The sequence below is a fragment of the Demequina ureilytica genome (assembly GCF_048553575.1).
Taxonomy (GTDB): Bacteria; Actinomycetota; Actinomycetes; order Actinomycetales; family Demequinaceae; genus Demequina.
The window spans coordinates 618,396-638,148 of the sequence record NZ_JBLZIE010000001.1 but is presented as its reverse complement, the minus strand read 5'-3'; the positions used below and the strand labels follow the sequence as shown (position 1 = coordinate 638,148).

17 protein-coding genes are annotated in these 19,753 nt (G+C 68.5%); 7 read left to right on the top strand and 10 right to left on the bottom strand.

Annotation, left to right across the window (positions count from 1 at the left end; translation table 11 throughout):
• Positions 1–13: 13 nt before the first annotated feature.
• The gene (locus ACNI3K_RS02835) at positions 14–1,126 is read right to left on the bottom strand and encodes a serine/threonine-protein kinase (protein WP_419390339.1); all 1,113 of its coding nucleotides are present in this window, start codon (positions 1,124–1,126) and stop codon (positions 14–16) included.
• Positions 1,127–1,268: 142 nt separating this feature from the next.
• On the bottom strand, positions 1,269–4,145 hold the full coding sequence (gene gcvP / locus ACNI3K_RS02830) for an aminomethyl-transferring glycine dehydrogenase (protein ID WP_419391092.1): 2,877 nt from the start codon (positions 4,143–4,145) through the stop codon (positions 1,269–1,271).
• A 102-nt stretch (positions 4,146–4,247) separates the two neighbouring features.
• Here gcvP and ACNI3K_RS02825 point away from each other — a divergent pair, with 102 nt between their 5' ends.
• Positions 4,248–4,550 (top strand): hypothetical protein, encoded by a 303-nt coding sequence (locus ACNI3K_RS02825; RefSeq protein ID WP_419390338.1) that lies wholly within the window; start codon positions 4,248–4,250, stop codon positions 4,548–4,550.
• 81 nt (positions 4,551–4,631) lie between these two features.
• Positions 4,632–7,085, top strand: a complete 2,454-nt coding sequence (locus tag ACNI3K_RS02820; protein ID WP_419390337.1) for a glycogen/starch/alpha-glucan phosphorylase — start codon at positions 4,632–4,634, stop codon at positions 7,083–7,085.
• A 59-nt stretch (positions 7,086–7,144) separates the two neighbouring features.
• Here ACNI3K_RS02820 and hslR read toward each other — a convergent pair whose 3' ends face one another.
• A complete protein-coding gene (gene hslR, locus ACNI3K_RS02815) occupies positions 7,145–7,528 on the bottom strand; it encodes an Hsp15 family ribosome-associated heat shock protein (protein ID WP_419390336.1) in 384 nt (127 codons plus the stop codon).
• A 62-nt stretch (positions 7,529–7,590) separates the two neighbouring features.
• Here hslR and ACNI3K_RS02810 point away from each other — a divergent pair, with 62 nt between their 5' ends.
• The 4 genes from ACNI3K_RS02810 to ACNI3K_RS02795 all read left to right on the top strand — a co-directional run bounded on the left by ACNI3K_RS02810 (position 7,591) and on the right by ACNI3K_RS02795 (position 10,376).
• Positions 7,591–8,238, top strand: a complete 648-nt coding sequence (locus ACNI3K_RS02810) for a hypothetical protein (protein WP_419390335.1) — start codon at positions 7,591–7,593, stop codon at positions 8,236–8,238.
• On the top strand, positions 8,235–9,317 hold the full coding sequence (locus ACNI3K_RS02805) for a threonine aldolase family protein (protein WP_419390334.1): 1,083 nt from the start codon (positions 8,235–8,237) through the stop codon (positions 9,315–9,317). The genes ACNI3K_RS02810 and ACNI3K_RS02805 overlap by 4 nt, the downstream gene beginning before the upstream one ends.
• Positions 9,318–9,378: 61 nt before the next feature.
• On the top strand, positions 9,379–9,759 hold the full coding sequence (locus ACNI3K_RS02800) for a YchJ family protein (protein ID WP_419390333.1): 381 nt from the start codon (positions 9,379–9,381) through the stop codon (positions 9,757–9,759).
• 83 nt (positions 9,760–9,842) lie between these two features.
• Positions 9,843–10,376: a DJ-1/PfpI family protein gene (locus ACNI3K_RS02795; RefSeq protein ID WP_419390332.1), complete on the top strand. Its 534-nt coding sequence runs from the start codon at positions 9,843–9,845 to the stop codon at positions 10,374–10,376.
• A gap of 92 nt (positions 10,377–10,468) precedes the next feature.
• On the opposite strand, the gene gtfA is transcribed toward ACNI3K_RS02795, so the two are convergent.
• The 5 genes from gtfA to ACNI3K_RS02770 are packed head-to-tail and all read right to left on the bottom strand — an operon-like array spanning position 10,469 to position 16,151.
• The gene (gtfA, locus tag ACNI3K_RS02790; RefSeq protein WP_419390331.1) at positions 10,469–11,974 is read right to left on the bottom strand and encodes a sucrose phosphorylase; all 1,506 of its coding nucleotides are present in this window, start codon (positions 11,972–11,974) and stop codon (positions 10,469–10,471) included.
• A gap of 16 nt (positions 11,975–11,990) precedes the next feature.
• Positions 11,991–12,959 carry an alpha/beta hydrolase gene (locus ACNI3K_RS02785; protein WP_419390330.1) on the bottom strand — a complete coding sequence of 323 codons (969 nt, stop codon included), beginning with the start codon at positions 12,957–12,959 and terminating at the stop codon, positions 11,991–11,993.
• Positions 12,956–13,780: a carbohydrate ABC transporter permease gene (locus ACNI3K_RS02780; protein ID WP_419390329.1), complete on the bottom strand. Its 825-nt coding sequence runs from the start codon at positions 13,778–13,780 to the stop codon at positions 12,956–12,958. Before ACNI3K_RS02780 ends, ACNI3K_RS02785 begins: the two co-directional genes overlap by 4 nt.
• Positions 13,777–14,751 carry a carbohydrate ABC transporter permease gene (locus tag ACNI3K_RS02775; RefSeq protein ID WP_419390328.1) on the bottom strand — a complete coding sequence of 325 codons (975 nt, stop codon included), beginning with the start codon at positions 14,749–14,751 and terminating at the stop codon, positions 13,777–13,779. The genes ACNI3K_RS02780 and ACNI3K_RS02775 overlap by 4 nt, the downstream gene beginning before the upstream one ends.
• A gap of 8 nt (positions 14,752–14,759) precedes the next feature.
• Positions 14,760–16,151 (bottom strand): ABC transporter substrate-binding protein, encoded by a 1,392-nt coding sequence (locus ACNI3K_RS02770; RefSeq protein WP_419390327.1) that lies wholly within the window; start codon positions 16,149–16,151, stop codon positions 14,760–14,762.
• Positions 16,152–16,323: 172 nt separating this feature from the next.
• Here ACNI3K_RS02770 and ACNI3K_RS02765 point away from each other — a divergent pair, with 172 nt between their 5' ends.
• A complete protein-coding gene (locus ACNI3K_RS02765) occupies positions 16,324–17,388 on the top strand; it encodes a LacI family DNA-binding transcriptional regulator (protein WP_419390326.1) in 1,065 nt (354 codons plus the stop codon).
• Between the two features lie 339 nt (positions 17,389–17,727).
• Here the strand turns inward: ACNI3K_RS02765 and ACNI3K_RS02760 are convergent, their stop codons facing one another.
• Together ACNI3K_RS02760 and ACNI3K_RS02755 are read right to left on the bottom strand one after the other, a co-directional pair.
• Positions 17,728–18,594, bottom strand: a complete 867-nt coding sequence (locus tag ACNI3K_RS02760) for a sugar phosphate isomerase/epimerase family protein (protein ID WP_419390325.1) — start codon at positions 18,592–18,594, stop codon at positions 17,728–17,730.
• Entirely contained in the window at positions 18,591–19,709 is a 1,119-nt protein-coding gene (locus tag ACNI3K_RS02755; RefSeq protein WP_419390324.1) for a Gfo/Idh/MocA family protein, read from the bottom strand. The genes ACNI3K_RS02760 and ACNI3K_RS02755 overlap by 4 nt, the downstream gene beginning before the upstream one ends.
• Positions 19,710–19,753 lie beyond the last annotated feature (44 nt).

The following is a 19,753-nucleotide window of genomic DNA, read 5'->3' as shown; positions in this document are numbered from 1 at the left end:
GCCCCCATTGGACTCAAGGCCCGACCACGATGAACACGGTGATGGCCGCACCGAGCGCTGCGGCACCGATGACGGCTGCGGTGATGGCGATCGCGCGGCCCACGCGGTTCGCAGCCGCCTCGTGCCGAGTGATCGTGCCCTGGCGAGTGCCGGTCGGTGCGTCGCGGCGGCGCCGCGACTCGACCGAGACCGTCGAGCGCCGGGTGGGCGGGCTCGGCTCGCTGTCGCGCAGACCGACAGCCGCCTGCGCCCACTCATCGGACGGCACGTCGAGCGCCGTGGGGATCAGGCCCAGCTCACGCTCGACCTCGCGCAGCGCCTCGCCGAACGCGAGCGCCGTCGGGTGGCGGTCTCCAGGGAGGCGACGCATGCCCCCTTCGAGAGCACGCTCGAGAGACTCGGGCACGTCGCTGCGGCCCGTGGGCGTGTACTTGGCACGCGAGATGCGCGCCCTCAGCTGCAGGTCGTCGCCCCGCCGGCCGTCGGGCAGGTCGAACGGCGCGCGCTGAGCAAGCAGCGTGTACACCGTCGCGGCCAGAGCCCATACTTCCGAGGAGATCGTGCCGGAGGTGCGCTGCTCGACGACCTCGGGCGCGCTCCACGGAGGTGACAGCGCGATCGTCTCGGCCTCGCCGTGCGCGAGCGCGGAGGCCACTCCAAAGTCCGACAGCACGGGATGGCCGAACGAGGTGAGCAGGATGTTGGACGGCTTGATGTCGCGATGCAGCAGCCCTGCGCGGTGCGCCGCCTCGACGGCGCCGGTGATCTTCACGCCGATCGACAGCACCTCCGCCACCGGCAGCTGGTCGTTGCGGTACCGGTTGGTGAGCGAGGCCGGGCAGTACTCCACGACGAGGTAGGGCCGGCCATCTGCTGACACGCTCGCCTGATACACCGTGAGGATCGACGGATGGGAGCTGAGGCTCGCCATGATGTCGGCCTCAGCCGAGAACGTGCGCGCGGCGGTCTGATCCTCGATGCGGCTGAGCAGCACCTTGACCGCGACCAGGCGGTGGGGAAGATCCTGCTGGAACAGGAAGACGTCCGCGAACCCACCGGAGCCGAGGGGCCGGATGTACGTGTACCCGGGAAGCACGGGAGGGCTCAGAGGTTGACGACGCGTCACGGCTTCTCCCTCCCTCATCAACTCGTGCCACCGCGCTGCGGCCACACGGCCATGGGAAACCAGGTCACTCTAACCGACGGCGCGCGCCACCACATGGGGAGACTCGGCGGGTGTGACAGACACCACGGTGCCGCGCTCCGCGTCAGTCGTGGGCGTCGTCGGCGTAGGCCTCAACCGGTGGGCACGAGCACACGAGGTGGCGGTCGCCGTGGACGTTGTCCACGCGCGAGACGGGCGGCCAGTACTTGTCCTGGCGCAGCCCGGGCACCGGGAAAGCCGCCTGTTCCCGGGGGTAGGCGCGGTCCCAACCGTCGGCGACCACCGCATCGGCCGTGTGTGGCGCGTGACGCAGCGGTGAGTCCCCCGCGGCGATGTCGCCCCGCTCGACCGCCGCGATCTCCTCACGAATGACGAGCATCGCCTCGATGAACCGGTCGATCTCTCCGAGGTCCTCTGACTCGGTGGGCTCGACCATCAGGGTGCCGGGTACCGGGAACGACATGGTCGGCGCGTGGATCCCGAAGTCGACGAGCCGCTTGGCGACGTCCTCGTTGGTGATGCCGGTGGCCTTGGTCAGGGGCCTGATGTCAAGGATGCACTCGTGCGCGACCAGGCCACCGGGGCCGCGATACAGCACGGGGAAGGCGTCAGAGAGCCGTGCTGCCACGTAGTTCGCGGCGAGCACTGCCGTCTCGGTGGCACGCATGAGGCCCTCGTGACCCATCAACGCGATGTACGCCCAGGTGATCGGGAGGATGCCGGCCGAGCCGTAGGGTGCCGCGCTCACCGGGGCGCCATGACGGCGCAACTCGGCCGGGCGCTGGATGGTCTGGCGCAGGGCCGGGAGGTAGGGGATCAGGTGCTCCGCGACCGCGACGGGGCCCACTCCGGGGCCGCCGCCGCCATGCGGGATGCAGAACGTCTTGTGGAGGTTCAGGTGCGAAACGTCGCCGCCGAAGTGGCCCGGCTTGGCGAGGCCCACCAGGGCGTTGAGGTTCGCGCCGTCGATGAACACTTGACCACCCGCGTCGTGAACGGCCGCGCAGACCTCGCCCACGTGCGCCTCGTACACACCGTGAGTCGACGGGTACGTGATCATCATGCAGGCCACGCGGTCCTCGTGCGCCACGAGCTTGGCGTGCAGATCCTCGAGGTCGACCTCGCCGTCGGGTGCTGTGGCCACCACGACCACGCGCAGACCGGCCAGGACCGCAGAGGCGGCGTTGGTGCCATGCGCCGATGCGGGGATCAGGCAGACGTCGCGCTGAGGCTGCCCCTGGTCCCGGTGATAGGCACGGATGGCGAGCAGTCCCGCGTACTCGCCCTGAGCGCCCGAGTTGGGCTGCACCGAGACTGCGGCGTAGCCGGTGATCTCGGCGAGCCAGCCCTCGAGCTGCGCGATCATGTCCCGGTATCCCGCGGTCTGATCGGACGGAGCGAACGGGTGGATGCGGGCGAAGCCGGGCCAGCTGATGGCCGCCATCTCGACGGCGGAGTTGAGCTTCATGGTGCACGAGCCCAACGGGATCATGGTGCGGTCGAGGGCGAGGTCGCGGTCGGCGAGACGCCGCATGTACCGCATGAGAGACGTCTCGGACCGGTGCTGATGGAAGACGGGGTGCGTGAGGTAGTCGCTGGTGCGTCGCAGCGAGCGGGGGATGGCCACGCGTGGCGCCGTGTAGACCGAGTGGCGCTTGACGGCCGTGACGGCCTCCACCAGGTGATCGAGGATGTCGAGGCTGGTGACCTCGTCGCACGCCATCGCGACGTGGTCGTCGTCCACGCGGCGCAGGTTGATGCCCGCGGCCGCCGCGCGCGCGATCACCGAGTCCGCGCCGCCGTGCACTTCCGCCACGACGGTGTCGAAGAAGTTCTCGTGCTTGATGGTCACGCCAGCGGCGGCGAGCGCATCGGCCAGCGTCACGGCGGTGTTGTGCACCTGCTGGGCGATCGCACGCAACCCCTCGGGCCCGTGATGAATGGCGTAGAAACCGGAGACGATCGCGAGCAGCGCCTGGGCAGTACAGATGTTGGAGGTCGCCTTGTCGCGCCGGATGTGCTGCTCGCGCGTCTGCAGTGCGAGGCGGTAGGCGGTGCGCCCGTCCGCGTCCACGCTCACCCCCACGAGGCGTCCGGGGAGCTGACGCTCGAGGCCCTCGCGCACGGCCATGAACGCGGCGTGCGGGCCGCCGAAGAATAGCGGCACACCGAACCGCTGTGCGGAGCCCACCGCGATGTCGGCGCCGATCTCTCCCGGCGCCTTCACCATGGTCAGCGACAGCAGGTCCGCGGCGACGGTCACGAGGCCGCCCGCGTCATGCGCTGCCTTGACCACGTCCTGGATCTCGCGCAGCACGCCGGTGACGCCGGGCTGCTGGAGGACCAGCCCCACGAGGTCCGCGGGTGGCTGCCAGCTCGCGTCGATGTCGTGGATCTCCAGCCGCATGCCGATGGCCTCGGCGTGGGCCTCGACCACCGCGATGGTCTGGGGCAGGCACTCAGAGTCGAGCACCACCACGCCGCCCTCCCTGCCCTTCACGGCGCGGCGCATCAGCAGCACCGCCTCCGAGACCGCAGTCGCTTCGTCGAGCAGGGATGCCCCGGCGACAGGCAGGGCGGTGAGATCGGACACCATGGTCTGGAAGTTCAGCATCGCCTCGAGCCGACCTTGCGAGATCTCAGCCTGGTAAGGGGTGTAGGCGGTGTACCAGGCGGGGTTCTCGAGCACGTTGCGGCGGATCACCATGGGCGTGATGGTGTCGTAGTACCCCTGGCCAATCATCTGGGTGTTGACGTGATTGCGCTGGGCGAAGGACTGCAGGGCGCTCAGAGTGCCGTTCTCCGTGAGCGGGTCCGGCAGCACCAGCACGTCGTCCTGACGGATCGACTCGGGCACGGCGGTCTCCGCCAGCACAGCGAGCGACGGGTGGCCCACGGCCGCGAGCATCGTGTCGATGGCGGACTCGTCGGGCCCGATGTGGCGGTCTGCGAAGGAGGTCACGGGCCCATTGTGTCCCAAAGGCACGAGGGGCGACAGGGGCCGGGCGGCGCGTGGCGGGATTACGGGCCCGCGCCAGCCCAAGAGACCGTGTGCCACGATGTGAACTCGAGGAGGTCACCCATGGAAATTTGGCTCGGTGCGGCAATCGGGCTGCTACTCGGCTGGGGCGCGTCACGCACGCACCCGTCGGTCGACGCAGGCGGGATCGTCGGCGCGCTGGCGGGGATCATCGGCGGGCTCATGGGTCAGGCGTGGCTCGGTCCGGTGCTCGCACCGTCGCTCGCAGACCAGGCCCTCGCGGGCGCGGCCGCTGGCGGAGCCATAGGCGCTCTGGTGTTCGCACCGCTCGCGGGAGTCGCGGTGCTCGAACTGCGCCGGCGCCTCCGTGACCGTGCTGGTGCCGGCAGCGACGACCGCGGCTGACGAGCGCACTCGTGTGTCAGCCATGTGAATTCTCGTCACAGTGGCGAGAGGTCCCGGCTCGCGCCCCATACATTGGGTGATGTGAACGACAACCCCGCACCCTTGGCCGCCCGCGAACACACCGTCGAGAGCTTCACCCGCGAGTTCCTGCGCGAGGTGAACTTCGGACAGGGAGTCGATCTCGATCGAGCCTCTCCGAACGACACCTACCTCGCCCTCGCGCGCACCGTCCGCCACTACCTGATGACCGGGTGGCTCGAGACTCTGCGGCGCCAGTACAAGGAGCAGGCGAAGTCCGTCGCGTATCTTTCCGCCGAGTACCTGCTGGGACCGCAGCTCGAGAATGCGCTGCTCGCGGCCGACCTCGGGCCGATCGCCAAGGAGTCCCTGAGCGAGCTGGGCATCGACATCTCCGACATGTGCGCGGTGGAGATCGAGCCCGGCCTCGGCAACGGGGGCCTGGGCCGGCTGGCAGCGTGCTTCGTCGACTCCCTCGCCACCCTCGACGTGCCGTCGATCGGCTACGGCATCCGATACGAGTTCGGCATCTTCCGCCAGTCGTTCGTGGACGGCGAGCAGGTCGAGCGTCCCGACCATTGGCTGCGGCTCGGCTCGCCGTGGGAGCTGCCTCACCCCGAGAACTCGGTCGAGATCTCGTTCGGCGGCCACACGGAGCCGGTCGAAGGCGGCCCCGACGGCGCCCGCACATGGGTTCCTCACTGGCAGGTGACGGCCGTGCCCTACAACTACATGGTCCCCGGTTACCGCAATGGCCGCGTCAACACCCTGCGGCTGTGGTCCGCCAAGGCCACGCGCGAGTTCGACCTACAGATCTTCAATGCGGGCGACTACGCCGAGGCGGTGCGTGCGCGCACGTTCGCCGAGAACATCTCGAAGGTGCTGTACCCCGAGGACTCCACGCCACAGGGCAAGGAGCTGAGGCTGCAGCAGCAGTACTTCTTCGTCGCCGCGTCCCTGCGGGACTTCCTCGAGACGGTTCTTCCGGAGGACTTCGACCTGCACCGCCTCCCCGATCGCGTGACGTGGCAGCTCAACGACACCCACCCCGTGATCGCGGTGCCCGAGTTCATGAGGCTGCTCGTCGACGAGCGCGGCTGGGAGTGGGACGACGCCTGGGCCGTCACCCAGAAGGTCTTCGCGTACACGTGCCACACGTTGCTGCCCGAGGCCCTCGAGGTGTGGCCCGTCGCGCTGCTCGGCAAGCTGCTGCCCCGCCACCTGGAGATCATCTACCGAATCAACGACGGCTTCCTGGAACAGTTGCGGAAGGCCTACCCGGGCGACGAGCTCCGCGCCCGACGCATGTCGATCGTCGCGGAGGAGCCCGAGCGCTCCGTCCGCATGGCGCACCTCGCCACCGTCGCCGCGTTCAAGGTCAACGGCGTGGCCGAACTGCACTCGCAGCTGCTGCGCGACAAGGTGCTCGCGGACTTCGCCGAGCTGTGGCCGGACAAGTTCACCAATGTCACCAACGGCGTCACGCCGCGCCGGTTCCTGCGACTGTCGAACCCTGGCTTGTCCGGGCTCATCACCGAGGCGATCGGCGACGGCTGGATCACCGACCTCGAGCAACTGCGCGGCCTCGAGCCGCTCGCGGATGACCCCGAGTTCCGTCGCCAGTTCCGCGAGGTCAAGGCCGCTAACAAGGTACGCCTGGCGGGCGTGCTGCGGGAACGCGACGGAATCGACATCGCGGGCGACGCGATGGTCGACGCGATGGTCAAGCGCCTTCACGAGTACAAGCGGCAGACCCTCAAGCTGCTCCACATCGTGTCCGTGTACGAGGGCATCAAGAGCGGTCGCTTGCCGCTCGAGTCGGTCACGCCGCGCACCTTCGTCTTCGGCGCCAAGGCGGCACCCGGCTACGTGCGCGCCAAGGAGACCATCGCTCTCATCAACGCGGTGGGAAGGACCATCAACAACGACGCCTCTCTCGAGGGGCGGCTGCGCGTGGCGTTCCCCGCGAACTACAACGTCACGCTCGCCGAGACGCTGATCCCGGCGGCGGACCTCTCCGAGCAGATCTCGCTGGCAGGCAAGGAGGCCTCGGGCACCGGCAACATGAAGTTCGCGCTCAATGGTGCCCTCACCGTCGGCACCGACGACGGCGCGAACGTCGAGATTCGCCAGCTGGTGGGCGACGACAACTTCTTCCTGTTCGGCATGACCGAGCCGGAGGCGGCCGATCTCGAGGCCGGCGGCTACAAGCCGGGCGACGTGTATGAGACTGACCCGCAGCTCAAGGCGGCGCTCGACATGATCGCCTCCGGCGTGTTCACCGGCGGGGAGCGGGGCGGCGCCGTCGCTTCCATCTTCGCAAGCCTCACCGAGCGGGACCGCTTCATGGCACTCGCGGACTTCCGCTCGTACATGGAAGCCCAGGACCGGGTCGATGCCGCATACGCGGACCCCGAGCTGTGGTCGCGCTCGGCGGTGCTGAACGTCGCCCGCTCGGGCTACTTCAGCTCGGATCGGTCGATTCGGGACTACCTGCAGCGCATCTGGCGCGCCTGACCGGGAGGCCGATGCGCGGGCCGGGCAGTCGGTGAGCGCGGCCGATGCGGCACGGGCCTTCAGTCCGTGCCGCGGCCTCGCAGCCGGTCGAGCTGGCGGCGTTCGCGCTTGGTGGGGCGGCCCGCTCCGCGGTCCCGGACCCCCACCGGGGCGGGGCGTTCCACCCGCGGGGGCGGCGGCGGGCTGTGGTCGACGTAGGCCGCTTGCGCGACGGGCGCGCTCACGCGCTTCACCAGCAGCTGACGTACCTCGACGATCTTGATCTGCTCGTGCAGGCGCACCTCGACCCGATCGCCCACCCGCACGGTAGTCGCCGGCTTGGCGCGCTCGCCGTTCACGCGCACGTGGCCAGCGCGCGCCGCCGCAGTCGCCGCTGAGCGGGTCTTGGCCAGCCGCACGGCCCACACCCAGGCATCGGCTCTCGCGCTCGTCCTACTGTCCACGGACCGAGCCTAAGCGCGAGCGCGGAGGCGCGCGCGCATCGGCCGGGCATACGCTTGCCCGCATGGACGTCATCCTCGAAGTCATCGGCTGGACCGGTTCCCTGCTCATCGTGCGGTCGCTCATGCAGGCGCGCGTACTCAAGTTCCGGTGGATGAACCTCGCCGGCGCCTTCATCGCCACCGTCTACAACGGGGTCATCGGGATCTGGCCCTTCGCATTCATGAACCTTGCCATCACCGTGATCGACATCTACTGGCTCCGACGTCTCTACCGCGAGTCGCATGACGAGGCGATCTACCAGGTACTTTCCGTGGACGCCGACAACGCCTTCCTGCGTCGGGTGCTAGAGGAGCACGCCGAGGACATTCAAGGCCACGCGCCCGCCTTCGATATCGACGCGGATACGGGCGCCGCCGCGGGTGGCACTCGCCACACGTACCTGGTGGTGCGCGGCGACGAGGCGGTGGGCGTGGTGGTGGTGCGCGACCTCGGGGAGGGCGTGGGCCTGGTCGAACTGGACTGGGTCAAGGAGAGGTTCCGCGACTTCACGCCCGGGGAGTTCGTCTATCGCAAGTCACAGGTGCTCGCGGATGCCGGCTTCCACCGGCTCGAGCTCGCCCCTCACGACGCGACCGATCTGGACTACCTGCGACGCGTGGGGTTCCATCAGTCTGGGGCTCGGTGGGTGCGTCAGGTCGAGGCGGCGTGAGCACGAGCCCGGGCCGTACCGACTTCGCGTCCGACAACTATGCGCCGGTGCATCCCGAGGTGTTCTCGGCGATGGCCGACGTCAACGTCGGCCACGAGGCCGCCTATGGCGCCGATGCGGCGACGGCTGGCTTGGATGCGGCGGTGGCTGCGGAGTTCGGCGAGCACGCCCTCGCGTTCCCCGTCTTCAACGGCACCGGTGCGAATGTGGTCTCGCTCATGGCGATGTCGCCTCGCTGGGGCGGGGTGGTGGCATCCGAGCACGCGCATATCCACCGCGACGAGAACGGCGCCCCCGAGCGCGTAGGCGGACTGAAGATCCTGACCGTGCCCGCGGCGGACGGCCGCATCGACCCCGCTTCTCTCCAGAGCTGGGCGGCGGACCTGGGCGATGAGCACCGCGCGCAGCCCCTGGTGCTGTCGGTGACGCAGTCGACGGAGCTCGGCACGGTGTACGACCTGGCTGCGCTGGCGGCGCTCGTCGACCGCGCGCACGCACTCGGCATGCGGGTCCACGTCGACGGCGCGCGACTGGCGAACGCGGCGGCGGCGCTCGGCGTATCGCTGGCGCAGGCATGCGCAGGAGCGGACATGCTGTCGTTCGGCGGCACCAAGAACGGCGCGATGGGAGCCGAGGCCGTGGTGGTGCTCGCGCCCGACCTGCGCGACTCGCTGGCTACGGACCTGCCGCACCTGCGTAAGGCCACCATGCAGCTGGGCTCGAAGATGCGGTACGCGTCCGCACAGCTGACCGCGCTGCTGACGTCTCGGGACGATTCCGGCGACCCGCTGTGGCTGCGGAACGCACGTCACGCGAACGCCATGGCGGAGCTGCTGAGGGACGCACTGGAGCCCCTCGCCAGTGCTGGCGTGGTGCGCTTCGCGCAGGCCACGGAGGCCAACGCCGTGTTCGTGGAGATGCCCCGGGAACTGGCTGCGCAACTGCGTGAGACATACCGGTTCTATGACTGGCAGCCGGGTACCGCGCCGCAGACGGTGGAGGTGCGGCTGATGTGCTCGTGGGACACGGCGCCCGCCGACTGCGAGGCGCTCGCCTCCCTTGCTCGCGCGTACAAGTGACCAAGCGACGTGCTGAACGGCACCCAAGAGCCGTAGAAGTGACCAGCCTTGGGGAGGCGTGATGGCGCTCGCGTGTCCTTGCGGATCTGAGTCGACGTATGCGGACTGCTGCCGCCCCCTGCTGCGCGGGGAGCGCGAGGCGACGACCGCATCGGCGCTCATGCGATCGCGCTACACCGCGTATGTGCGCCGCGACGAGGACTACCTGCTGCGCACGTGGCATCCATCCACGCGGCCCGCGGCGTTGGACCTTGTTGGCGTGCACTGGCGCGGGCTCGTCGTGAACGCCGCCACGGATGGCGGCGCGTCCGACGGCACGGGCACGGTGACGTTCACCGCGCTGTGGGAGCAGCAGGACGGTGCGCTGGAATCCATGAAGGAGAGGAGCCGGTTTGTGCGCGAGGACGGTCGGTGGCTGTATCTCGACGGCGACGCGGACTGAGCCGAGTCTGAGAAATGTCTGAGAGCCCGCACGAGGTTGACGCCAGGCGTGGACCCAACATCCGCCGACGAGAGGAGAGCACAGTGAGTGCACTGATCATCACGACCAACTACGGGGTCGAGCAGGACGAACTGAAGAAGCCCATCGAGGCGCTTCGCGGCGCCGGTGTCGACTTCACTCTCGCCGCCTCGGAGGAAGGTCCGGTGCAGTCGCTCGTCAGCGACAAGGACCCCGGAGAGACCTTCGAGCCCGACGTGGTGCTCGCGGACGCGGAGATGGGCGATCACGCCGTCCTGGTGATCCCCGGCGGCACCATCAACGCCGACAATCTGCGCATGGACGAGTCGGCTGTCGCGCTCGTGCGGTCCTTCGCCGCAGACGGGCGCACCATCGCGTCGATCTGTCACGGCCCTTGGCTGCTTGCCGAGGCGGATGTCGCACGCGGCAAGATGGCCACCTCGTACCCCTCGCTCACCACCGACCTCCGCAACGCCGGAGCGGAGTGGGACGACGTCGAGCTGCAGCGCTGCGAGAAGGAGGGCTGGACCCTGCTGACCTCGCGCAACCCCAGCGACCTGGACGTGTTCGCGCCCGCAGTCGTGGAGGCGGCGCGGTAGGGGCGCTTACCTCCGCAAGGGCGAGGGCCCCCATCCCGGGATCACCGGGGTGGGGGCCGTCGTCCGTCGCGTGCCTCTAGTGCGTCGAGGTCCTAGCGTGCTGAGGACACAGTGGCGTGGTCGCAGACGATCGCGTTCTCGCGCCCGCTCGCGCGCAGCGAGAAGGTGCCCGCAGCGACGTCCGCCTGCAGCACCACCTCCTGGTCGCCATGGTGCTGATCACTGCGGCTCCAGCGCATCGTGAGGGTGGTGTCGGTGAAGGCGGACGTGAACTCGCCGGCGAACGCGCCGTGGGTGCGGCGCAGGCGCAGCGCGTCGAGCTGTGCGGCCACCACCGGGGTCTGGATCGCCGCACTGATCTCTTCGCCTGAGTAGTAGTGCCGGTTCACGTCACGCCCGACGCCCGAGGCCTCGAGCAGCTCCATGTCGTTCGTGCCCGCCAGCAGGCCCACGTAGTAGACCTGGGGGATGCCGGGCGTCATGAGCTGGATGAGCCGCGCGAGCAGGTAGCGCGCATCGTCGCGGCCCAGCGCGTCGTAGAACGTGCAGTTCACCTGGTAGAGGTCGAGGTTCGAGGCTGCGGCACCCGTCGCTGCCCGGCTGGTGCCACCGCTCGCATCGTGAATCGACTCGACGAGCGCGTCGATCTGTGAGGGGTTCAGCAGTCCGGGATCGCCGGGGCGCAGGTCGTTGGCGCCCACGTCCACGATGCCGATGCCGTCGTGGGTGTCGAGCACCGTCACGGCGTTCGCGGGGCGCACTTCGAACCACGCCTCGAGCGGTCGGAGGTCGCGGGCGTGCAGCGCGTGCAGCACCAGCGGGGGCAGCGCGAAGTCGTAAACGTAGTCGACGCTGCGCGCGATCTCGACCTGCTGCAGGTAGTGGCCGTGGATCTCGAGGAGCACCGAGGCGCCTCGCTCATGCGCGAGCTCCAGGATGCGCTGCGTGTAGCGCGATGCGGGCTCGGTCATGAAGCACGACGTGCCTGCCTCCTTGCCGGTGTATCCCACGGCGTCGAGACGCAGCATCGTGACACCCGCCGAGGTGAGCGCGTCGATCACACTCGTCAAGTACTCCCACGCGACGTCGCTGCGCAGATCCAGGTCGATCTGGTCAGGCGTGAACGTGGTCCACACGAGCCGGCGCTCGCCGCCGAGTGTGATAGTGGTGAAAGGCATGCCGGGTCGCGGCCGATAGATGCGCGCCAGGTCCTGCTCGGTCGCTCCTTGCGGGAACAGCGAGGACAGCGTCATGAACATGGGCGCCCAGCGCGAGGCGCGGCCGTGCTCGACGACGTCCTGGAACATCGCGGAGCTCGACGACACATGGTTCACGATCACGTCACTCATGACCGTGTGGTCCGCGCCGAGCGCACGGACGTCCTGCCACGTTCCCAGGCGCGGGTCCACCTGGGTGTGGTCGGTGGGGTCGAAGCCCGCATCGGTGCCGTCGAAGGGGGTGTAGTACGGCAGCAGGTGCACGCCCTCGAAGGCCCCCGCGAGGGGGCCGCGCATGGCGTCCTGCAGGCCGTCGAGGTCGCCAGCGAGGCGGTCGATGTAGGTGATGAGCTGGGGTCCCCCAGCGGCCGGGATGGTCATGAGTGCTCCTTCAGGGTCACGCAGAGGGAAGGCGGGTCAGCAGGCGCCGCAACCACGCTTCTCGAGTGTCTCGGGCCGTGCGGGCCATGCGGGCCCACGGCGCGAGCATGTCGAACGCGTGTGCGCCGCCAGGCCACACATGCAACTCTGCATCGCCGCCGTCCAGCCACACGCGGGACGCGAAGTCGATGCACTCGTCACGGAACGTCTCTGCCGAGCCTACGTCGATGAACACAGGTGGCAACCCCGACAGGTCTTCTGCCAGCGCGGCCGAGGCGTGAGACGTCGGTTCCGCACCGCCCAGGTAGGCCTCCCACGCCGTGGCATTCGCCGTCGCATCCCACGAGCCCGCGCCGATCATCTGACGTGCGGACGGTGAGTCCGAACGGTGGTCGAGCATCGGGCACATCAGCATCAGACCGCTTAAGGCCGGGCCGTTCGTGTCGCGGCATCGCAGCGCGACGGCGGCAGCCAGCCCCCCACCGGCGCTGATGCCTGCGAGCACGATGCGCGCGGGATCCAGCGCCCGCGGTGCGTCTCCGGAGGCGAGCCATTCGAGTGCGGTGACGACGTCGTCAGACGCCGCGGGGTAGGGCTGCTCCGGTGCGAGCCGGTACTCGACGGACGCCACCGCGCATCCGGTCTGGTGCGCGAGTTCCGCCATCGCCTCCAGGTCCGAGTCGGCAGTGCCGGCAATCATTCCGCCGCCGTGCAGGAACACCAACACGGGCACGGTGCCCTCGGCGGGGGGAGCGAGCACCACGACGTGCACGGCGTGACCCAAGCCCTGCGCGGGCGCCATCAACTCGTACCGATCAAACCCGCCGAGCGCCGCCGGAGGCGTCGCCGGGGTCACGGCTGCGCCCAGCGCGCGCACCCGGGGAATGTCCGCGCTGCTCATCGTGGTGATCACCACGTCGCTTTGCTGCGCCAGCGCTCGGGCCACCTCGGGGTCGAACGGGGGGCGCACGGGCACCTCCGTCATCCCTTGACCGCCCCTTGCAACAGTGCGGCGACGAACTGACGCTGGAAGACGAGGAAAACGATCAGGGTGGGCGTGAGGATCAGCAGCGAACCGGCGCACAGCAGAGGGATGTCCGTGCCCCACTGGCCTTGGAAGGCGCCGAGGGCGCCGGCCATGGTGCGCCTCTCCGGATCGTCCACCAGCACGATGGCGAGCAGGAACTGGTTCCACGTCCACAGGAAGAGCAGGATCGCGAGGGACGCGATGGCCGGGCGCGACAGCGGCACATGCACGCGCCAGAACAGCTGCCACGTGCTGGCACCGTCCATGCGGGCGGCCTCCGATAGCTCGGTAGGCATGTTGACGAAATGTGCGCGCATCCACATCACCGCGAACGGCATGAAGAGCCCGATCAGCGGCAGGATGATCGCGAGTTGGGTGTTGAGGAGGCCATAGTCGCGCATCTGGTAGTACAGCGGCACGATGATGCCCTCGAACGGCAGCGTGAGGCCCAGCACGAAGATGATGAACAGCGTGCGCTTGAAGGGCACGTTGAGGTGACCCAAGGCAAAGCCGGCGAGCGTGGCGATCAGGATCGCGACGGGAACCACGCCGAGCTCGATCAGAAAGCTCGACTGGAGCAGTGCGCCCATGTTCGCGGACTGGAACGCGAGCACGAAGTTGTTCCAGTGGAACTCCTCGGGCAGGGACAGCCCGGGCGGGTACGTTCCAGCGGGGTGCAGGGCGGTGATGAACAGGCTCACGAACGGAACGATGGTCACCGCCATCACGACGATGAGGAGGATCCGCCCCGTCCAGAGCTCGCGAGCGGTGGTGTTCATGAGTCGCTGTCCGATCGGGTCAGGCGGTTGAGCGGGAGGACCACGATGAGCACGAGCGCCGTCAGCGCCACGGCGAGCGCCGAGGCCTGACCGATCTCTCGCTCGAAGAACGCGAGGTAGTAGATCTCGAGGCCGGGCACCATCGTGGAGCTGCCGGGACCGCCTTGGGTCGAGATGAAGATGATGTCGAAGCTGCGCAGCGCGCTGATCACCGTGATGATGATCGCGACACCGAGCTCTTGGCGCACTGCGGGCAGCGTCACGGAGACGAACTCGCGGATGGGACCCGCGCCATCGAGGCGCGCGGCCTCGTACAGGGACGGGTCGACCTTGGTCATGCCGGCGAGCATCAGCAGCATGCAGAGCCCGACGTTGACCCAGGCCCCAATCACGCCGACGGCGGGCAAAGCGGTGTCGAAGTCTCCGAGCCAGGCGCGCGTGAGGCCGTCCAGCCCGATCACACGCAGAACCTGGTTGACCGCACCGTCCGTGGCGAGCAGCCATGTCCACATGATGCCTGCGGCCACCAGCGGGATGACCTGGGGGAGGAACAGCACGGTACGAGAGATGCCCGCGAGGCGGCTCGCCCCCATCTTGCGAATGATCGCGGCCGCGATCACGCCGAACACGACCGGGACGAACGAGAAGTACACGATGAGCTGGAGCGCGTTGAGGATCGGCCCGAGCAGATCCGGGTCCGTGAACAGCCGCACATAGTTGTCCACCCCAGCGAAAGTGGCCGTGCTGATGCCGTTCCAGTCATAGAAGGAGTACTGCACCGTGGCCGCCAGGGGCCGCAGCACGAACACTCCGTAGAACGCGAGCGCCGGTGCCACGAGAAGCAGCCCCGGCAGCCCCACCCGCAGGCGCCGCACCTTGTCGGCACGGCGCCTGCGGCGGAGGTCGTCTGACGACCCTGGAGCGGACGGGAGGGCTGTGGCCCTATCCGTGGTGCGCCAGGACGTAGACATGAGTCAGGTCACTCGCCAATCTGCTCGAGATAGTCAGACTGGACGCTCGACAGCAGTTCCTCAGGCGTGGTGCGGCCCGCGACGAGGTTCTGCAGCTGAGGGGTCCAGCTCTGTGCGTAGATGGAGCCCGTCGCGTTCGCGATGAAGTCCATGGTGCCGTTGTTCTCGGCCACCGTGGCGCCCGCAGCAAGGGTCTGAGCAGTCACCGAGGACTCGTCGAGCTCGGGCATGAACGCATCGGCCGGGCCCATGGGGTGCGAGCCGCCGACCTCGACCGCGATCGTGCGCGCGGTCTCATCGGTCGCCACCCAGTCAAGGAACGTCGCAGCGCAGTCGGGGTTGGCTGCGTTCGCGGACACTCCGTAGGTGAGCGGAGCGGACATGGCGCCCAACTGGCCGCCCTCTTCCAGCGGGGGCATGAGGAAGAAGCCAGCGTTGCCCGGCATCTGGGTGTCGAGGTTGCCAGACTCCCAGTCGCCGCTGAAGATGAAGACGCTCTCGCCCTCGATGAACCGGCTCATCATCTGCGCGTAGTCGATCGAGTTAATGTCGTCCGCGAGGTAGCCCGACTCGATCCAGCCGTTGAGGTGCTCCGTGGCCTGCAGGTTCGCCTCGGTGTCGATGTCCGCACCCTCCTGCTGGTAGACCCACGAGTTGATCGCGCTCGGGTCCCCGTAGGACGCCATGAGCGCCTGTAGTGGGAAGGCGAGCCCGCCGGTCGCGCCACCGTTGAACTGATGGATGGGGGTCAGCCCCTCGTCCGCGGCCGCCTGCAGGTAGGCGTCGAACTCGTCGAGCGTGGCCGGGGGTTCGGTCATGCCGATCTGCTCCGCGAGCTCGAGGTTGTAGAACACGCCAGTCATGGAGTAGTTGAGGCCCATCGCATACAGGGGCCCGCTGCCACGGCGGCCTTCCTCGTCAACGCGCATCTGCTCGAGCTGCGACGAGGGCCACTGGTCCCAACCGAAGGACTCTGCGTAGGAGTCGAGGTCCATGAGCAGGCCGTCGGACGCGAGTTCCGACATCTGCGGCAGGCGCATGATGTCCGTTTCGGAGTCCGCCAGGATGCGCGGGGCGTTCTGCGTGATGACCGCGAACTGGTCCTCCCGGATGTTGAACGTCACGTTCTCGTGCTGGTTCTCGAACTCGGCGGCGAGCTCCGCGAAGACCGGGAAGCCGGTCTCGACGTAGGCCTCGACGGTGACGGGCTCGGTTCCGCAGCTGATCTCACCCGTGGGAGTGGTCGTGACGGAGCTCGTCGCGTCGGGAGTCTCCTCGGCCTCGTTGTCGCCGCCCGGAGGGGAACATGCGGCGAGGGCCAGCAGCCCTGCCGCTCCTACTGCAGCGAAGCGCACTGTGCGCCGCCTGGTGGCGCGGGTTGTGACTGGTGTCTGGGACATCGTTGTCTCCCATTCCTCTCCTGCCCAAGTCTTGGGCGCTGGTGCTAAACCGAACTAGCAAGCGCTAGCCTCGCTCACGTCCTGGCATGCTGTCAACCTGGATGCCATAAGGTGGCTGAATCGTTATGGCCCTGGTGGGCATCGCTACGGGAGCGAACAGGAGGAGGGTGGCGTGGCCAGCAGCAGGGTGACACTCGCCCACGTCGCCGCGGAGGCCGGGGTTGCCGTCTCGACCGCTTCACTCGTGCTTTCCGGCCGTGGCACCGCGGTGCGCATCTCCGCGAGCTCCCAGCAACGAGTGCGCGACGCCGCCGCGAGGCTCGGATATCGCCCCAACGCCGTGTCCGTCGGACTGCGCAAGGGCCACTCCAGCACGCTGGGCTTCATCTCCGACTCGGTTGCCTCGTCGCGCCTCGCGGGCGAAATGATCAAGGGCGCCATCGAGGCCGCCCGTGACCGGGGCTTCATGGTGTTCGTCGGCGAGACCGGCGGCAACACCACACTCGAGCGCCAACTCCTCGATGCCATGTTCGACCGCCAGGTCGACGGCGTGATCCTGGCCTCGATGCTGACCCATGGTCGAGACCTGCCAGCCGAGCTCACCCGCACCCCTGCGGTCCTGCTCAACATTGCGACCGAGGACGACGCGGCACTGCCGGTGGTGCTTCCCGCCGAGCACCAGGCGGGCCGCGACGCCGCGCTGACCCTGGTGGAGGCCGGGCACCGCGACATCCACCTCATCGGTGCCGGGCCGGGGCCGGACGACGTCCGCACCATCTCGAGCGCGGCACGACAGCGCCTTGCGGGGATCCTCGAAGTCCTGGGAGAGAACAACCTGGCCCCCGCATCGGGCCGCGACATCAACCAGTGGCTGCCGCCCGAGGGCTATCGGGCCGCGAGCGCACTGCTGGACGATGGCGTCCCCGGGGCGCTGGTGTGCTTCAACGACCGGCTCGCGATGGGCGCCTATCAGGCAGTACAGGAGCACGGACTGTCGATACCCGGCGACGTGTCGGTGGTGTCCTTCGACGACGCCTCGATCGCCGCGTGGCTGCGCCCGGGACTCACCACGTTCGCGCTGCCCCACCGCGCCATGGGCAAGCGGGCGGCCGATCTCGTGGTGGACGTCATCGAGCACGACCGCGCCAAGTCGGAGGACCCCGCCCCCGGCGCCGGTGTCCACTTGATCCCCATGCCGCTGCGCGACCGCGACTCGGTGCGCAAAGTAGACAGCTGACACGATCCGGGCGGGAACGACAAAGCCCCCGGATCGACCGGTGAACGGGCCTTATCTGTTGTGGGGTGTACGGAGAATTCATGTACTTGGGGTGTCATCGTGGGTTGCGTGCCCGCTGTCCACGCGCGACCGAGCGATTTCCCACGGGGCGGGTGTACATCGTTGGCGTCCGGGCACGTTGAATGGGTGACGGGCGTTTCAGAAGCCGCTGGTCACGTGCATATCGCCTGCGGGGACGGGACCGATGGCACCCGATGACGGTGTGAAGGGGCACAGCCCGGGCGGTCGCTGGGCTTGGTAGCTCCTCGGTCGGTCTCGGTTCGGCGGGTCGGGCCGGGCTCAGTCCGTCCCAGTCGACTGCCGCAGGAACGCAAGCCCCTCGACGGCGAGCTCGTCCTGAGACGCGGCGAGGGGACGCCAAATCGACGCGGCCTTGGCCATCGACTCGTTCTCCGCGGTGAACGACTCGATCCCGAGCATGCCGGCGTAGCCGATCTCCCTGAGCGTCGTGAACACCTCGTCCCAGGGCGTGTGGTCGCCGCCGGGCGCCCCGCGATCGGTCCCGCACACCTGCAGGTGCAGGAGTCGGTCGCCGGCCAGGCGCAGGGCGCCTGCGAACGTCCGCTCCTCGATATTCATGTGATAGGTGTCGAGACCGAGCCCGATGACGTCGGGGTCGAGGTCTCCAATGACGTCGAACACCTGCTCGGTCGTATTGAACACGCTCGACTCGTACCGGTTGAGCGGCTCGATCGCCAGCTTCACACCGAGCGGGCCCGCGTGGTCGATCAGCCGGAGGTAGTTGTCGCGCAACTCACTGTTGAGCCGGCGGCGGTCGTCGGCGTCGAGAGGCCACGCCCGTCCGACCGAGCAGTACGTGGGGCCGATCACCAGCCCGCTGCCTTGTGCGGCGGCGACGTCGATCGCCGAGCGCACGTAGTCCAGGGTGTTCGCCTGGGTCTCGGCGGGCGCCGCGGCCAACTCGCGGCCGGGCGAGAAGACCGTGCACACGGCCGAGCGGAGGCCCAGCTCGGCCATGAGCTCGCCGATCCGCTCCACGTCCCAGTCGCCCACCTGGTCCAGGGGTAGCTCGACGCCGTCGAATCCCCAGTCAGCGAGTTGAGGAAGTCGCTCCTCGAGGATCTGCGTGGTCAGCGGCGAGTGCCAGATGAACGTGCTGGCGGCGATCGGCCAACGGGTAGTCATGCCGCACCGCCCTGGTCCAGGACCGGCAGATCGACGCGCACGCCACCGGCCATGGCCGACTCGTGCGCGCAGATGCCCACCGATGTCCAGTTCGCTGCCGTCACCGCGTCGACCGCCGACGGGCGCTCCTCGACGATGCTGCGGATGAACTCGTGGGCGAGGTGGGGGTGCGAACCGCCGTGACCGCTGCCCTGCTGGAACGACAGGTGAGCGTGCTCCTCGTCGTACACGCCCTTGGTCGTGTAACGCTGGATCGGCTCGGGTAGCAGGTGCGCGTAGTCGGGCACCTCGACGTGCTCGGCGTGCTCGCCGGTGAAGAGCACCGGACCGCTGCCGTGGACCTGCTCCCACTCGAAGGAGGCCAGGTCGCCGTAGACCGAGAAGCTCTCCACGTACTCCCTAGCGGTCTCGAAGAGCGACCGGGTGATCTCCCCGCTGAGTTCGAGGTCGCGTACCTTGACGAGCGCGCTCTCGACCGCGAAGGGCGAGCCGTACTTCGCCGTGAGTTCCGGCGAGATGCGACCGGAGCCCAGGCACACGACGTACTCTGCGAGCGCGCCACCGGCCAGCGCCAGCAGCGGGCTGATTGCGTGGGTCGCGTAGTGCATCGGAGGCAGCCCCTCCCAGTAGCCCGGCCACCCGGCCATCTCCTGTTGGTGAGCTCCTCGAAGGAACTGCAGCCGCCCGATCTTCCCGGAACGCACCAGATCCTGTACGTAGAGGAAGTCACGGGAGAAGACGGTGGTCTCCATCATCATGTAGTTCTTGCCCGACTCCCGGGACGCGTCGACGATCGCACGACACTCCTCGAGCGTCGTGGCCATCGGCACCGTGCAGGCGACGTGCTTGCCTGCCCGCAGCGCGGCGATCGACTGTTCGGCGTGGTTCGGGATCGGCGTGTTGATGTGAACCGCATCGATCTCCGGGTCGGCAATCAGGTCCTCGAAGCTTGTGAACCGCTGCTGGATGCCGAACGCGTCACCGATGCGTCCCAGAGACTCCTCGTTGCGTTGGCAAATCGCGGACATCACCGCATCTGGATGGTCGCGATAGATGGGGATGAACTCAGCCCCAAAGCCCAGACCTGCGATACCCACCCGCACCGGTTGCGTCATCACTGCCTCCTCCGTAGTCAAGAACCTGTGGCTCGACGACCGGG

Excerpts from the sequence above, each read along its gene's own strand:
- ACNI3K_RS02825 (WP_419390338.1), top strand. The coding sequence starts at position 4,248 with ATGGAAATTTGGCTCGGTGCGGCAATCGGGCTGCTACTCGGCTGGGGC.
- ACNI3K_RS02810 (WP_419390335.1), top strand. The coding sequence starts at position 7,591 with ATGGACGTCATCCTCGAAGTCATCGGCTGGACCGGTTCCCTGCTCATC.
- ACNI3K_RS02800 (WP_419390333.1), top strand. The coding sequence starts at position 9,379 with ATGGCGCTCGCGTGTCCTTGCGGATCTGAGTCGACGTATGCGGACTGC.
- gtfA (WP_419390331.1), bottom strand. The coding sequence starts at position 11,974 with ATGACCATCCCGGCCGCTGGGGGACCCCAGCTCATCACCTACATCGAC.
- ACNI3K_RS02785 (WP_419390330.1), bottom strand. The coding sequence starts at position 12,959 with ATGACGGAGGTGCCCGTGCGCCCCCCGTTCGACCCCGAGGTGGCCCGA.
- ACNI3K_RS02780 (WP_419390329.1), bottom strand. The coding sequence starts at position 13,780 with ATGAACACCACCGCTCGCGAGCTCTGGACGGGGCGGATCCTCCTCATC.
- ACNI3K_RS02775 (WP_419390328.1), bottom strand. The coding sequence starts at position 14,751 with ATGTCTACGTCCTGGCGCACCACGGATAGGGCCACAGCCCTCCCGTCC.
- ACNI3K_RS02770 (WP_419390327.1), bottom strand. The coding sequence starts at position 16,151 with ATGTCCCAGACACCAGTCACAACCCGCGCCACCAGGCGGCGCACAGTG.
- ACNI3K_RS02760 (WP_419390325.1), bottom strand. The coding sequence starts at position 18,594 with ATGACTACCCGTTGGCCGATCGCCGCCAGCACGTTCATCTGGCACTCG.
- ACNI3K_RS02755 (WP_419390324.1), bottom strand. The coding sequence starts at position 19,709 with ATGACGCAACCGGTGCGGGTGGGTATCGCAGGTCTGGGCTTTGGGGCT.